This window comes from Actinomadura sp. NPDC047616, from assembly GCF_040642915.1.
Lineage (GTDB): Bacteria > Actinomycetota > Actinomycetes > Streptosporangiales > Streptosporangiaceae > Spirillospora > Spirillospora miaoliensis.
In genome coordinates this window covers 52,405-65,644 of the sequence record NZ_JBEYTB010000015.1, presented here as the reverse complement: position 1 = coordinate 65,644, position 13,240 = coordinate 52,405, and the positions used below count along the sequence as shown (strand labels likewise).

Genomic DNA, 13,240 nt, shown 5'->3' with positions numbered 1-13,240 from the left:
CACGAAGGGAGCGAAGGGAGCATGAGTCTGTACCCCTGCGCTCTTCGCTCCCTTCGTGCTCCCTTCGCGTCAGAAGAGATCCCATCAACCGACCGAGAGGACGACACACCATGACCGATCTGACCATCCCCGCGCGAGACGAGGCCCTGGCCGCCGTGCCCGGGTACCGCGACACCACTGCGGCCCTGGCGCTCGTGCGCCGCCGCCGCGCCGAACTGCCCATCCCCAACCCGGGCGAGACCCTGCGGGCGCTCGTCAACGACGTGGCCGACGCCGCGCGGGCCGGACGCCTGCCCGACGCCGACGAACTGTCCCGCCGCGCCCACGAGGCCGAACACGGAGGCGAGGCCGCCGCCGCACAACTGCGGGTGCTCGACCAGGCCGCCACGATCCTGCGCACCGAAGCCGACCAGCGGCTGCGCGCCGGCGCCGAACACGGCATCGCCGCACTCGGCCCGCGCGTCGAACACATCCTCGCCCGTGTCCGCGACATCGCCCCGACGCTCGGCGGCGTGCGCACCGCCGAGCAGGCCGTCACCGCCACCCCCGACGCGCGCGACGCGTACACCGAACTCGTACGCCTGGTCGACGCCTACACCGACACCCGGCGGGCGCACCACTGGCTGCTCAGCCTGGCGTGGCCCAGCGACGGGCCGCAGTGGGCGGGCGGCTCGTCCATGCGGTACTTCGCCGAGGTCGCCAACGTGGACGAGCTGTGGCCGTCCTGGCCCAACGGCTACCGGCCCGGCCGGGAAGTCTCCAACACCCATCTCGACCTCACCACGGGCACGCTCGCCGCGCCGCCCTGGCCGACCACCAGCGACCCGGTGACCGCTACCTATGACACCGAGTACCTGCTGTGGGCCGCCAGCACGCAGGACGCCCAGGTGTGGGTGCCCACCGCCCAGCAGGTGCGCGACGCGTACGCCCAGGCGGTCGACGCCGTGCAGAAGCGCGAGCGCCAGGCCGAGAAGCGCGCCGGCCGCACCGACACCCCGGCCGACCCGCGGCGCGAGTTCGTCTACGTTCAGCCCGAGTAGGCCCGGCACCAGACACCAGAGCCCCCGAGTCGTGGTCAGGCGCTCGGGGGCTCGGGCACGTCCTAGGGACCTGGGGGGTCCCCCTCCCCCGGGCCGTCCAGGAGACCGGGAGGATGCTGGTGTTCGGGCTGGCTACGAGTCTGGGACTTTCGGACTTCCGGTCGTTTCTGGGCCTCTCGGGGCCGCACAGAGCCCCCAGGGGCGCGCACACTCTGCGTTCCCTGGGGTGTCCATGGGTGTGGACCCCCTTCCCGCCCTCGTGGGCACGGCCCGAACTCCGACTCTCCGAGCTCGACGCGGACAGTGGGCATTCCGTCCCCCGCTCGCACGGGCCGGACCGTCACTCGCGACGACCTGCGTCTTACAGGTGGTTCCCGCACGGGGCGGACCCTGGCCGACCTGCGAAGGGTCCCCGCGTCGTGGGTACCCCTGCGACCCCCTCAAGGCGGGTGCAGGTCTGCGTCACGGTGAGCGTGATGCAGGTCAGGGCACCTGCATTGAGATGAGCTCAACCCAGACATGGCGACGCCCCCGCCGCGCGAGGCTGACGGGGGCGTCAGGTGTCAATGGATTGACACCTGCGGCGGCTACTCGGCCCGGCGGGTCCAGTCGTGGCCGACCTCGTTCAGCCGGTCGGCGGCGCGCTGCCAGTGGCCGGTCTCTTTGATCTCGGTGAGCAGCGCGAGCGCTTCGTCGTCGGTGATCTCGTCTTCGATGCCCGCCGCGAAGACGTTGACGAACACGGTTCCGGCTTCTCCGCCGTGACGGCGTTCGACCTCTTGGACGACGCGCAGGACCCGCCGGACGATGCGGTCGGCGCGCTCATCGAGCGTGGGTTCGGTGCGGCCGGTGGGGGGTGGTGAGATGATGCCCATCAGGGCCTCCTCCTGGATCGGCAGGCGGGGGGCGTAGGGCCGCACCGGAGGGGTAGTCCGGCGCGGCCCGCTTGTTGGTGGGAGCGTCTTCTCACGGGGCGTGTGCCGCGGGGTGGCCGACGCCTACCGGTACCGGCGGTTCTACTGCATGCCGGTCCCCATGCAGGGCTTGCAGGTGACCTTTTCGCACACCTTCGAGCCCGAGACGGTCGAGTACTTGTAGGTGTAGCCGCGGCCGTCGCAGTTGCGGCATTTGGGAACCTCGGTCTTCATGGCTCCTCCTGTGGGGGTGTTCGAGCGTGAGCTGTCTTGCCGGTCTGTGAGGTGGCCGGGCCCCTGGTGGTGGAGGCCCGGCCGGGTGCGGGTCAGCGGCGGTAGTCGCGCGCGTTCTGTTCCCAGATACGCGCCTCGACCTCGGCGTCCTTCAGGGCCTCCCGCAGCGCGGCGGGGTCGCTCTCGCCGTTGGCCAGCATGCGCCGGTACTTGTCGGCCTCCTTGCGGGCCTTGCGGGCCTTCTCGCCGTACTCGCGGGCCTTGCCCTCTCGGCGCTCGCGCTCGGCCTGGCGGTCGGCGTTGCGGTTGCTGAACAGTCCCATGGTGGGTTTCCTTTCGGGTTAGGTGCCGGGCGGCGGGTTAGGTTTCTCACCTCCCGCCCGGCGGGGGCTCATCTTGCGTGTGACCTGCGGAGAGTTAGGTGTGTTAGGCGGGTTAGGCCGGTGAGGCGGCGCCCGCTGAGCGGCCCTGTAGGCGCGTCTGGAGGGGATCGCGGACATGTACCTCACTCCGCGTCGTCCAGGTCGGCGGTGGAGCGCTGAGCGATGGCACGGCGGACCTCGGCGGGGTCGACCTGGGGCACGTTGCCGGGCCGCGGCACCCGCACGCCCAGTTCCTCGAGGCGCTCGCCGAGCTGCTTGCCGTTGAGCTTGCGGTACGGGCCCCAGGCCGGCGCCAGGTCCCGCAGCAGCGACGGCACGTCGGCCAGCCGCACCCGCTCGGCGCCCAGCACTTCGTCAAGGTCGTCGAGCAGGTCCCGGGTCTCGACCTTGGGCGGCTCGGTGTTGGCCTGCACGCGGGTGCGCGGGTCGACCTGGGCGACGGCGCGGGCGATGACGTCGGCGGCAGCATCGAAACCGGTGTCGTCGTCAACGGCGATGAAGTACCAGCGCAGCAGCTCGAACATCGCCTCAGACACGCCGGTGATGAGCGAGGTTCCGCGGTCCCGGCCGGGCCGCAGTTCGGTCGCGCGGATACCCGCCTGAAAGCTCCCGTCGCCGAGGAACCCATCGTTGGACCGCCAGGTCTTGACGTAGAACGCCGCGTTGACGCTGACCAGCTCGACCACCTTCGGAGGGATGGCGTCCTTGCGGGACGACTGCGTGTCGAACCCGAGCCAGATGGCCGTCTTGCGGGCCCTGCGCAGGGTCTGCGTCGCGACCTCGGCGGCCTCCTCGCCGTACTCGGCGTGCCCGAACAATTCATGGCATTCGGAGAACAGGGAGAGGATCGGGCGCAGGTCGGCGTGCTCGGTCGCCAGTTGGCGGGTGACCTTCTTCGCCCCCAGCTCGGCCAGCCGCGCCTCCCGCCGTCCGACCTCGGCGTACAGGTCGTGCAGGGACTGCAGTCCGGCGGCGGCCACGTCGTCGGTGGCGCCGCGGTGGTATCGGGCCAGGCGGGGCCGGTAGGCGTCGAAGTCGCCGTTACCTGCGAAGACGTGTACCCACAGCTCGGCCAGCGGGTCCAGCGCCGCGCCGAGCATCACCACGCGGCAGGCGTTGCTCTTGCCCTGGCCCATCTGCCCGCCCACCACGAAGTTGTTCGCCACGATGGGCACGGTGAGGACGTCACCGCGGGGCGACACCCCGGCAGGGACGCCGGTGAACACGTCGGCGGTGCCCTCGTGCAGCAGCGGGTACTCGGGGGCGGCCTTGGACAGCGCGCCGGAGTCGGCGACCCACAGGTCCAGCTCCCCGGCCCGGCCGGTGCCGGCCTTCTCCGCGTCGGCGGGCCACACCTCCACCTCGGCGCGGTGCAGGTTGCGGGCCAGCACCTCGCGCTGGTCGGCGACCATGCTCGCCGTGACACCCAGCGGGAGGGCGACAACGGCGTGGTAGCCGCGGCCGTCGCGCACCGGCGGCTGTGAGAACGCCGGGACCCAGCCGTCCTTGAACGCCTTCTTCAACTCGGGGATCTTCAAATGCTGCAGCGCGAGCACGATGCTGTCGGCGGTGACGACCATCCCTGCGGCCTCGTTGTCGGCGTCGCCCGGCGCGGCCAGCCACTGGGGCAGCGTCTCGCCCTTACCGGCGCGGTAGGCGGCCACCAGCCACGCCACCGGGCCGACGATGACGGCGCCCACCAGGACGACCTGGGCGAGCACGCCGACCGCGGCGAGCATGTCGCCCACGAACTGCCACCAGGTGCCCCACGTCCACCCGCCGTCGCGCATCGCCACCGCGACACCCACGACGACCAGCACGGCGAGCACGATCGCCAGGACCAGGCCGACGACCTGCAGCGCCGCGATGACGGTGCGGGGCGCCGATCCGATCCGGTCCCACCGGTCGGACTTGGCCTGCCGGTACTTGTCCACCCACTCGGCGAGGCGCTCGGGGTCGCCGGCGGCGCGGGCCGCGCGAATCTGCTCGCGATAGGTCGAGTAGGTGGCGGCGCCGACCAGGCGGCGGACCCACACGGCGTGCCCACGGCCGACCGTCCATCCGGCCCGCAGCGCCGTCTGCGTCACCGCCCACGCCACGTCGTCGGCGGGCCGATCCGCCCACGGCACCAGCGAGCGCGACGGACGCTCGGCCACCTCGCCGCCGGGGGCCTGGTCCTGCCCGTCGTCAACGATCTCCCCGTCAACGATCGCGGGTTCGACCTCGGCGGAGTCGGCGGGCACCATCTCCCCGCCCGGGGTGTCGGCGTCGGCCGCGGCGCGCCGGTGCTTGTCCAGCGACACCACCTCGGCCGTGCGGTCGTCGGGGAATGCCATCCTGGGATCTCCTCTGTGAGGGGCCCGGCCGGGGCGGACCGTCGCATGGGGCCCCGGCCGGGCATGGGGTTCTAGTTCTGGGTGTCGGCGCGCAGCGCGTCGCGGACGGCGCGGGCGGTGTCCATCCCGCACCGCAGCGCCTGCCGGAGCGCGTTCGCCGACGGCTCGACGGGCAGCTCCCCGGCCGCGATGAGGCGGCGGGCCCGCTCGGTCAGCTCGGCCACATCGACCCGTACGGGCGGGTTACCGGCCGTACGGTCGGCGGGCGCGTTTCCGCTGTACGTAGGGGCAGTAAGGCCGCCGGTAGGGCCGTGGTCCAGCCGCGTGAACGCGGCGAGGATGATCGGCAGCGCAGTGACGACCGCGACCGCCACAACCGGGCCGAGGATGTGCAGCACCAGATCCGACACGGTGAACGTGTCGGCCACCCCGGGCAGGTACGGCCAGGCGTTCATCCCGACCGTCAGCCCCAGGAACAGCCATTCGATCCGGTTGAGCGTGCGGGACTCGATCGGCTGCCCACGGACGCCCATGTAGGACTTGGCACCGACCACCACCAGCAGCGCCAGCGACATGAACGGCTCGACGCACCAGGCGAACAGCCACTCCGGCGACCACGGCTCGGCGTCGCCGGCGGCGAACCGCTGGACACCGGCCGTGCTCCAGGCCAGCGCCAGCGCGAGCGCCAGCATCGCCGCGGCCACCAGGACCCGCCGCATCCGCGCGGCCTGCCACGCCCGCATGGCGGGGTCCTGGCCGAGCCGGTGCAGCCGCGCGGCCTCGTGCGCCTTCTTGCGACGCTTGCGGACCTTGGGCGTGTCGAGCGTGAGCGGCGTGTCGTCGTCCTGCAGCTCGGCCAGGCGGTGCGACTCGGCGACCTCGGCACGCAGGCGCCGGACCCGCCGGGTCTCCCCGGACGGCGCGCCCTGCAGCTCGGCGTCGGCGTCGGCGTACTCCTGGGCGGTGGTGGCGTCGCCGACCTCGGCCAGGTGCCGCTCCAACGCCGCGATGCCCTGCTCGACGTCGTCGGGGTCCGGCCCGCCCGCCGCGGGGATCTGCGTGTTCACCGCGGCACCCCCGTCCCGGCCGGGCCGCCGGCCGCCGCGTGCAGCGGACGCGCCGCCACCTCGGCCAGCCAGTCCAGCACCAGCGCCGTACCGGCCAGCGGCAGCGCCACTAGCCGCAGCAGCAGCACCGCCAGCGCCAGGCCCAGCACGGCCAGCACCGCCAGCGCGCCGGCGTCGCGGATCAGGTCGGTCGTCGGCATCACCGGTCGCCCTCCTTCCGGCGGCGCCGGGCGTCGCGGACCTGCGCGGCCCGGTGCGCCTCGGTGCCCTCCGTCGTCTCGGCGCTGCACGGGCAGTCCCGCACGATCTCCCAGTCGCCGGGGTCGGCGACGGCCCCGCAGCCGAAGGCGTGCAGGCGTCCGAGCTCGCACAGCCGCGCCGCGCAGCACTCGCAGTCCGGACACGGCGTCGGCGCGAGCTTGACCCAGGTGTGGAAGTCGTCGGCGGGGGTGCCGTGGGCGTACGGGTCGGTCATGCCGCACCTCCGATGCACGAGATCAGGGCCGCGATGAACAGCCATCCGATGTGCCAGGACTGGTCGAGCGCGTAGGCGCCGGTCCCGGCCGGGGCCGCCACGCCGTCGCCGAGGTCGGCGAACTCGCCCTTGCCGACCCGCTCGGCCAGCGCCGCCAGGGTGACGCGCCGGTCCGCCCAGTAGTGCGAGGCGGCGTCAAGCGCCAGGCCGGCCGCGACCGCCCACGGCGACAGCGCCAGGTCCAGCACCACCAGGGCCAGGCCCAACGTGATGAGCTTGGTCACGGTGAGCGTGGAGACGTGCCGCAGGCAGGCCCACCGGCCCGGCCACCCGGCCGCGCCCTTACCGAGCGCCTGGCCGCTGGTCTGCACCCAGTGGTCACCGACCTCGTGCGCCACGTACAGCGCGACGAACACGACCGCGAACACCGCCGGGGACGCGCCCATCACTGGCCCCCCTCCTTGCGGTTGGGCGGGGTCCAGTCCCACGGCGGCTGGTAGTAGCCGTCGCCGTGGCACGAGGGGCAGGTCTCGCCGTCGTCGGCGCCGGTGCCGTCGCAGCGCAGGCACCGCGGCAGGCGCGGCGCCGTGGCGGTCGGGTAGGTCACCGGCAGGTCGTCGGCCGTCTGGGCGATCGCCCGCACCGCGGCGCGTGCGTGCAGCGCCACCTCCCGCGGGTCCACGTCGTCCTCCTCGGCCATCTCGGCGAGGCTGGCCAGCACGCCCCGCAGCTGCGCGGCGCGGTTGGCGATGAGCTCGCACCGCTCCGGCCAGGCCCCGGGCGCCGCCGACGGCACGTCGAGCAGGGCACGGACAGCGGCGGCCAGCGCCACCAGGTCGGGGGCGCTCACTTCTTGCCGCCCTTCTGCTGCGCGTCGTAGGCGTCCCGCACCGACTGCGGCTCACCCTGCGGCCAGGTGGACGACTTGCCGTCCGTCGCCGACTTGCCGTCGGCGTAGATCACGTGTGAGATGAGCATGGGTTCGGACCTCCGGTGTCCGGATCAAGGCCCCTGTCAGGCGGTGGAGTCGCCAGGCGGGGGCCGTTCTGTTGTCAGGCGCGTCGTTGCCTGTAGCGTCAATGTAGGCCATGCTGTAGCTACAGGCAAGCGTTCTGGAGGAGACATGGCAGCATCTACGGCAGTGCCTACGACGGGAGCGACAGTGGCGCCACAGGGAACCCCCTTCCGACGCGTCCGCATGGACGACGACATGTGGGAGCGCTTCGGCCGGGCCGTCCGGACTGCCGAACCAGAGCTCGACAGGTCGAAGGTTCTCCGGGAGTTCGTCCGCTGGTACATCGGGGACACCGACGACCTACCGCGCCGGCCTGGTCGCGACTCTCGTTGACCGGCCGTCCCTCGTTGCATTCCCTGTTGCAGTTCGCTGCGGATCACCGAGGTTTCCCGGCGTTCACAAACCCCGGATGACGTGGGGAAACGAACTCTAGAGAACGTCGCCGAACCTCGCTCAGTGGCTCTCGTAATGAGCAGGTCGTCGGTTCGATTCCGACAGGCGGCTCCGCGTGCCAGAGGCCCCTTCCGATCTCGGAAGGGGCCTCTGTGTTAACGGCCTTGCTAACAGGGCAGTCTCTGGCGGCGTCCTTGAGCGCCTTCGCGAAGACCTCCGCCGTCCGCTCCTCGATGGCCCCCACGATGTGTGCGTAGACCCGCAGCGTGATCGCCGGGTCAGCGTGCCCGAGCCGAACCGCCACCACGTGCACCGGCACGCCCGCCAGGAGCAGCGTGGTCGCGTGGATGTGCCGAAGATCGTGCAGGCGAGCGAGCGGAAGCGGGTCTGTGCGTGGCTTGCCGTCCTGCGGCCTGTTGCAGGCGTTGATGAGCTTGCGCATCAGCGCCGTCACCGTGTCCGGGAAGAGCGGATCACCCATCCGGTCGTGAAGACGAATGACGCCGCGTCAACTCAAGGGCGCCGCTCCGCGCCGCCAGGCGGCCGTGCCCCCGGCGCGCCGGGCGTGCGGCTTGTCCTGCCTGGTCCCGCCACGCCGCGTCGCCCGTCCGCCCAGGTTGAACGAGCGGCTCAGGGCAGGTCTTGCCAGTGTTTTCCGGCGACGGTCTCTGCGTCCCTTTCCTGGGCGGCCCTCTTGCGCCGGGTAAGCGGAGTGAAGGCGGCCACCACCGCCGTGGCGATGCCGAGGTGGAGTGCTGCTATCCCCAGGTCCGAGTCGAACCCGTCGCCGGACGCGGCGAAGAACGCCCAGCCCAGTGAACCCAGGGCCAGAACGCCGAACATGTAGATGTAGACCATGCGGGTTTTGGCGTCGTGAACCAGAAGCTGCCAACCGCCGAGAATGAGACCCCAAAGGATCGCGCTACCAATGGTCATCTGCTCAAGTTTGTCATGGATCACGCTGCCTCGTACCCGAGAACGATCACGCTGATTCAGACGTTCGATCAGGTCCGCGAGGCCATGGCGCGGCGTCGGCGACGTTGATGATCCGCGGTCGGCCATGATGGTGCCCACGTCCTTTCCGACGTGCTCACCGGTGGTGAGCGTGATCGCCCATGCGATGTGAGGGCGGTGACCCACCAGGCAGGCGACCGCTCCGGCGGGCCGTTGTCGGCACAGCTCCAGTCCACTGGCCTGTCGGCTGGTCAGGCTCGAACCAAGGGGCTTCGCCGCTCCCTGGACCCCGCGAGCCAGGGCACTCGTATCGCGCGAAACGGCCCTTCTCGGCGGCTCCCACGATGTGCAGGTCGGCGCTGATCGTCGGGTCAGCGTGGCCGAGCGGTGTTCCGTCCGGTCCCGCCTCATTGCGCCGGCCACGGCCGTCTCAGCCCAGACGGGGACGCCCACGAGAAGGCCCCTGTCCCTGCACGCTCAGACAGAGCGCCACGGCGGCCACTGTGGTCGGTGCAGGCGATTGATCCCCCGAGGGGCGCAGGATGCGTCTACCCTCCTCCCAGGTGACCGTCAGTGGCGGCGCGGTCACTGTGAACGCTCACGGGGGGGGGACGCGGATGTCCGGGGATCTGGCGCAGTTGGCGGGTGAGGTCACGCTGTATGTGACGGCGGCGGCCACCGCCTACGGGGGCGCGGTGCTGGCCCAGGTGCAGGACGAGACCGCCACCGCCGTGGTCGGGTTCGGGCGGCGCATGGCGCAGCGGATCTTCGGGGGCCGTGCCGACGGTGAGGAGCCGCCCGAGGAGCTGGCCGACGTGATCGACGATCCCGAGGACGCCGACAACGTGGCCGCGTTGCGCAAGGCGATCCGCAAGGCGCTGGCCGCCGATGCGGAGCTGGCCGCGCGGGTGGCGCGGCTGGCGGAGGAGGCACGTGATGCGGGGGCGCAGGTGATGACGCTTGGGGACCGGTCGCCGGCCGTGCACACCAACCACGGCGTCATCGCGACCGGCGACCACAACGGCTTCACCCGGTGACCGGCGATGGCCGACCGCACCAACCCTGCTGAGGATCGGGTCAGTCCGTCGCCTGCGGCCGGGACGCGAACCCTTGGGGCCCGAGCGCCGGCGGTCGGCGGTGACAACCTCGGGGTCATCGCCACAGGCGACCATGTGCGGATCAACCAAGTGCAGGCGGTGCCGTTCCCGCCGCCGGATCGGGTGCGGCCCGCGGCGCGTGTGGTGGGGTTGCCCCGTCCCGCCACCGCGGTGTTCGTAGGACGGGATGACGCCTACCGGGGGTTGGAACAGGCGTTGGCGGCCAGTGTCGAGGTCGTGGTGTCACAGGCGGTCTACGGGATGGGCGGGGTCGGCAAGTCGGAGTTGGCGTTGTAGTACGCCCACCATGCCCGCGACCGCTACAGCCTGGTGTGGTGGATCACCGCCGACGACCCGGGGCAGACCGACGCGGGGCTGGCCGAGCTCGCCCGGCACCTGGTCCCCGACGCGGCGCGCACCGCCACCACCGAGGACGCCGCCGCGTGGGCACTGGGGTGGTTGCGGGCGCATCCGGGCTGGTTGCTGGTGCTGGACAACGTCACCGACCCCGCCCATATCGGCGGCCTGCTCGGCAGCGTGGAGGGCGGCCACGTGGTGATCACCAGCCGCCGGGATGTGCGCTGGCCCGGTGCAACCGCCACGCTGCCGCTGGACCTGCTGGCACCGGAGGCGGCCGCCGAGTTGATCACAACCGTCACCGGGCACGACACCTCCGCCGACCGGCAGACCGCCTTGGCCATCGCCGAGGAACTGGGGTTCTTGCCGCTGGCTCTGGACCAGGCCGCCGCCTACATCCGCCAGACCCGCATCGGTCTGGGGACGTATCTGGAACGGTTGCGGTGGCACCCGGCCCGCTACTACGACAAGGCCGCCGACGGCGACAAGGCCCAGGCGACCATCGCCCGCCTGTGGGACATCACCCTGGACACCCTCAGCGACCAGGCGGCCGAAGCGGTGGCGCTCGCCGTGATCCTGGCGCACTACGCCCCCGACGACATCCCCCGCGTCCTGCTCGGCGGCATGGATGACGAGATCGAGGAGTCGGTGGACGAGGCGCTGGGAACCCTGGCCTCCCACAGCATGGTCACCTTGACCCATCAGAGCGTGGCGATGCACCGCCTCACCCAGGCGACCGTCCTGGCCCACACACCCGCCTTCGCCGAGGACCAGGACCACAGTGTGAGCCGCGCGGTCGCGCTCGACTGGCTTGTCCACGCCATGCCCGACGACCCGGCTTCCAACGTCGGTGGCTGGCCGCTGTGGCGGTCGCTGGTTCCACATGTCGAGGCCCTCGCCGGCCGCTACCGGGCTGAGCGCCTACCCGAGAAACTCGGCCGGGTCCTTAACCAGACGGCGCTGTTCCTGCATTCCCAGGGCGAACACCAGCGAGCCCAGGCCATGCTCACCACCGCGACCACCATCACCGAGACAGCCTTGGGCCCCGACCATCCCGAAGTCGCCATCCGGTTGGGGAACCTGGCCGTCACCTACTGCGCTTTGGGGCGTGCCGCCGAGGCGCTGCCGCTGGAGGAGCGCGCCTTGGCCATCGCCGAGGCGGCCTTGGGCCCGGACCATCCTCGTGTGGCGATCAGTCTGGGAAACCTGGCCTCGACGTACAACGGCCTGGGGCGCGCCACCGAGGCGTTGCCGTTGGAGGAGCGCGCGCTGGCCATCACGGAGACGGCCCTGGGGCCCGACCATCCTGATATGGCCGTCCGGTTGGGCAACCTGGCCGTCACCTACTGCGCTTTGGGGCGTGCCGCCGAGGCGTTGGCGCTGGGAAAGCGTGCGTTGGCCATCACCGAGGCGGCCCTGGGACCTGACCATCCCGATGTGGCCGTCCGGTTGGGAAATTTGGCCTCCACCTACAGCGATCTGGGGCGTGCCGCCGACGCGCTGCCGCTGGAGGAACGTGCGCTGGCCATCACCGAGGCGGCCTTCGGCCCGGACAACCCTCGTGTGGCCATGAGCCTGGGAAGCCTGGCCTCGACGTACAGCGCCTTGGGACGTGCGACCGAGGCACTGGCGCTGGGGGAGCGTGCGCTGGCCATCACCGAAAGCACACTGGGCCCTGACCACCTTCGTGTGGCCATCTTCCTGGGGAACCTGGCCTCCACCTTCCGTGGTCTCGGACGTGCCGCTGACGCGCTGCCGTTGGAGAAGCGCGCGCTCGCCATCAGCGAGGGCGCGTGGGCCCGGAGCACCTTGACGTCGCCAATCGGTTGGGGAACCTGGCGATCACCTACTGCGCTTTGGGGCGTGCCGCCGAGGCGTTGCCGTTGGAGGAGCGCGCCTTGGCCATCGCGGAGGCGGCCTTGGGCCCAGACCATCCTCGCGTGGCCATCAGCCTCGGGAATCTGGCCTTGACGTACAACGCTCTGGGGCGTGCCGCCGAGGCACTGGCGGTGGGGAAGCGTGCGCTGGCCATCACCGAAACCGCGCTGGGGCCCGAGCACCCTGATGTCCCCATCCGGCTGGGGAACGTGGCCTCCAGTTACAGCGATCTGGGACGCGCATCTGAGGCAATCGCAGCAGTTTCACGGGCGGAGCGATGTGCTGCAGACGCCCTCGGCGAACACCACCCCATAACACGCTCATTGCAGCACTACGCCGACCATCTCAAAGATCGGTACGGCGCTCCCAACTGAACACAGCCGTACAGGACGGCCCACCTGGCTCACTCGACCTGAACAGGGCCACTGACGAAACTCCCTGACCAGCGGCGACAGTGCGAGCCCAGACCAGCCGATGCCACGTCGAGGAAGATCGTTTTCCAGCGGTGCGAGGGGCCGGTCGACGCAGTGGCAGGGGCGCACTCGCTCCACCAGAAGCCGGATCCGGTCGCGGGAGTGGTCCCAGAACGTCACCGAGGCGCTGGTCAACGTTTTCGCAACGAGCTCGCCGATGCCATGTTTGAATATCTGAACGACTGAGGTGAATTGTCCAAAAAGCCGCCGGATAATGAGGATCTGAAGAAGGTCGATCATGGAGCCGTCGCCTTCGTATCTGGAAAGATCAATCGGGACTGGCTGTCAGCGCTCGGCCGAGGGGCCAGGCAGTGAGCAACCCACTCTCGATTCTTGATCTACTGCCCCTCGCTTCAGCTCACGGTGTCTTCGACGCGCCCGTTCGATATGCGCCGAATGCTGCGGCCTCGTAGTCGGCCTGTCACGGACTGCTCTCAAAGGATCACCAGCTCGGTGATGCGCGCGACGACACGCAGCTGCCCGCGGTATGCCTGGTGATGACATCGACCACCATCTGTGGGTGTGGCGTGTGCTGTTCTGCATCACGGCGGCCGCCGCCACCGTTCTCCTCGTGTGATCGCTGTCGTCCTCCACAGCGCGTCGCTCCGCAGCCGCTGGCCAGGG

17 protein-coding genes and 1 pseudogene are annotated in these 13,240 nt (G+C 71.1%); 5 read left to right on the top strand and 13 right to left on the bottom strand.

Annotated features, from left to right (window positions below):
* Positions 1-110 precede the first annotated feature (110 nt).
* Positions 111-1,040, top strand: a complete 930-nt coding sequence (locus ABZ801_RS30610; protein WP_360704336.1) for a hypothetical protein — start codon at positions 111-113, stop codon at positions 1,038-1,040.
* A 587-nt stretch (positions 1,041-1,627) separates the two neighbouring features.
* Here ABZ801_RS30610 and ABZ801_RS30605 read toward each other — a convergent pair.
* The 12 genes from ABZ801_RS30605 to ABZ801_RS30550 form a co-directional block, all read right to left on the bottom strand.
* A complete protein-coding gene (locus ABZ801_RS30605; RefSeq protein WP_360704333.1) occupies positions 1,628-1,960 on the bottom strand; it encodes a hypothetical protein in 333 nt (110 codons plus the stop codon).
* 96 nt (positions 1,961-2,056) lie between these two features.
* Positions 2,057-2,188, bottom strand: coding sequence for a hypothetical protein (locus ABZ801_RS30600; RefSeq protein ID WP_360704330.1), 132 nt, complete (start codon positions 2,186-2,188; stop codon positions 2,057-2,059).
* Positions 2,189-2,280: 92 nt separating this feature from the next.
* Entirely contained in the window at positions 2,281-2,511 is a 231-nt protein-coding gene (locus ABZ801_RS30595; protein WP_344956937.1) for a hypothetical protein, read from the bottom strand.
* A gap of 182 nt (positions 2,512-2,693) precedes the next feature.
* Positions 2,694-4,907, bottom strand: coding sequence for a hypothetical protein (locus ABZ801_RS30590; RefSeq protein ID WP_360704327.1), 2,214 nt, complete (start codon positions 4,905-4,907; stop codon positions 2,694-2,696).
* Positions 4,908-4,978: 71 nt separating this feature from the next.
* Positions 4,979-5,974, bottom strand: a complete 996-nt coding sequence (locus tag ABZ801_RS30585) for a hypothetical protein (protein ID WP_360704324.1) — start codon at positions 5,972-5,974, stop codon at positions 4,979-4,981.
* The gene (locus ABZ801_RS30580; protein ID WP_360704321.1) at positions 5,971-6,174 is read right to left on the bottom strand and encodes a hypothetical protein; all 204 of its coding nucleotides are present in this window, start codon (positions 6,172-6,174) and stop codon (positions 5,971-5,973) included. Before ABZ801_RS30580 ends, ABZ801_RS30585 begins: the two co-directional genes overlap by 4 nt.
* A complete protein-coding gene (locus ABZ801_RS30575) occupies positions 6,174-6,449 on the bottom strand; it encodes a hypothetical protein (protein ID WP_360704318.1) in 276 nt (91 codons plus the stop codon). Before ABZ801_RS30575 ends, ABZ801_RS30580 begins: the two co-directional genes overlap by 1 nt.
* Positions 6,446-6,895, bottom strand: a complete 450-nt coding sequence (locus ABZ801_RS30570; RefSeq protein ID WP_360704315.1) for a transcriptional regulator — start codon at positions 6,893-6,895, stop codon at positions 6,446-6,448. Before ABZ801_RS30570 ends, ABZ801_RS30575 begins: the two co-directional genes overlap by 4 nt.
* Entirely contained in the window at positions 6,895-7,299 is a 405-nt protein-coding gene (locus ABZ801_RS30565) for a hypothetical protein (RefSeq protein ID WP_360704312.1), read from the bottom strand. The genes ABZ801_RS30570 and ABZ801_RS30565 overlap by 1 nt, the downstream gene beginning before the upstream one ends.
* On the bottom strand, positions 7,296-7,427 hold the full coding sequence (locus tag ABZ801_RS30560) for a hypothetical protein (protein ID WP_360704309.1): 132 nt from the start codon (positions 7,425-7,427) through the stop codon (positions 7,296-7,298). The genes ABZ801_RS30565 and ABZ801_RS30560 overlap by 4 nt, the downstream gene beginning before the upstream one ends.
* Positions 7,428-7,840: 413 nt before the next feature.
* Positions 7,841-8,338: a tyrosine-type recombinase/integrase gene (locus ABZ801_RS30555; RefSeq protein WP_360704306.1), complete on the bottom strand. Its 498-nt coding sequence runs from the start codon at positions 8,336-8,338 to the stop codon at positions 7,841-7,843.
* Positions 8,339-8,487: 149 nt separating this feature from the next.
* Positions 8,488-8,931: a hypothetical protein gene (locus tag ABZ801_RS30550; RefSeq protein WP_360704303.1), complete on the bottom strand. Its 444-nt coding sequence runs from the start codon at positions 8,929-8,931 to the stop codon at positions 8,488-8,490.
* Between the two features lie 497 nt (positions 8,932-9,428).
* On the opposite strand from ABZ801_RS30550, the gene ABZ801_RS30545 reads away from it, so the two are divergent.
* From ABZ801_RS30545 to ABZ801_RS30530, 4 genes and pseudogenes are all read left to right on the top strand, one after another.
* Positions 9,429-9,848 (top strand): hypothetical protein, encoded by a 420-nt coding sequence (locus ABZ801_RS30545; protein ID WP_360704300.1) that lies wholly within the window; start codon positions 9,429-9,431, stop codon positions 9,846-9,848.
* A gap of 6 nt (positions 9,849-9,854) precedes the next feature.
* Positions 9,855-10,205, top strand: a complete 351-nt coding sequence (locus tag ABZ801_RS30540) for a hypothetical protein (RefSeq protein ID WP_360704297.1) — start codon at positions 9,855-9,857, stop codon at positions 10,203-10,205.
* A 684-nt stretch (positions 10,206-10,889) separates the two neighbouring features.
* Positions 10,890-12,041 (top strand): annotated as a pseudogene (locus ABZ801_RS30535) (tetratricopeptide repeat protein); the annotation flags it as partial.
* A gap of 17 nt (positions 12,042-12,058) precedes the next feature.
* Positions 12,059-12,517 carry a tetratricopeptide repeat protein gene (locus ABZ801_RS30530; RefSeq protein WP_360704294.1) on the top strand — a complete coding sequence of 153 codons (459 nt, stop codon included), beginning with the start codon at positions 12,059-12,061 and terminating at the stop codon, positions 12,515-12,517.
* On the opposite strand, the gene ABZ801_RS30525 is transcribed toward ABZ801_RS30530, so the two are convergent.
* Positions 12,464-12,856, bottom strand: coding sequence for a hypothetical protein (locus ABZ801_RS30525; protein WP_360704292.1), 393 nt, complete (start codon positions 12,854-12,856; stop codon positions 12,464-12,466). The genes ABZ801_RS30530 and ABZ801_RS30525 overlap by 54 nt on opposite strands.
* Between the last annotated feature and the right edge of the window lie 384 nt (positions 12,857-13,240).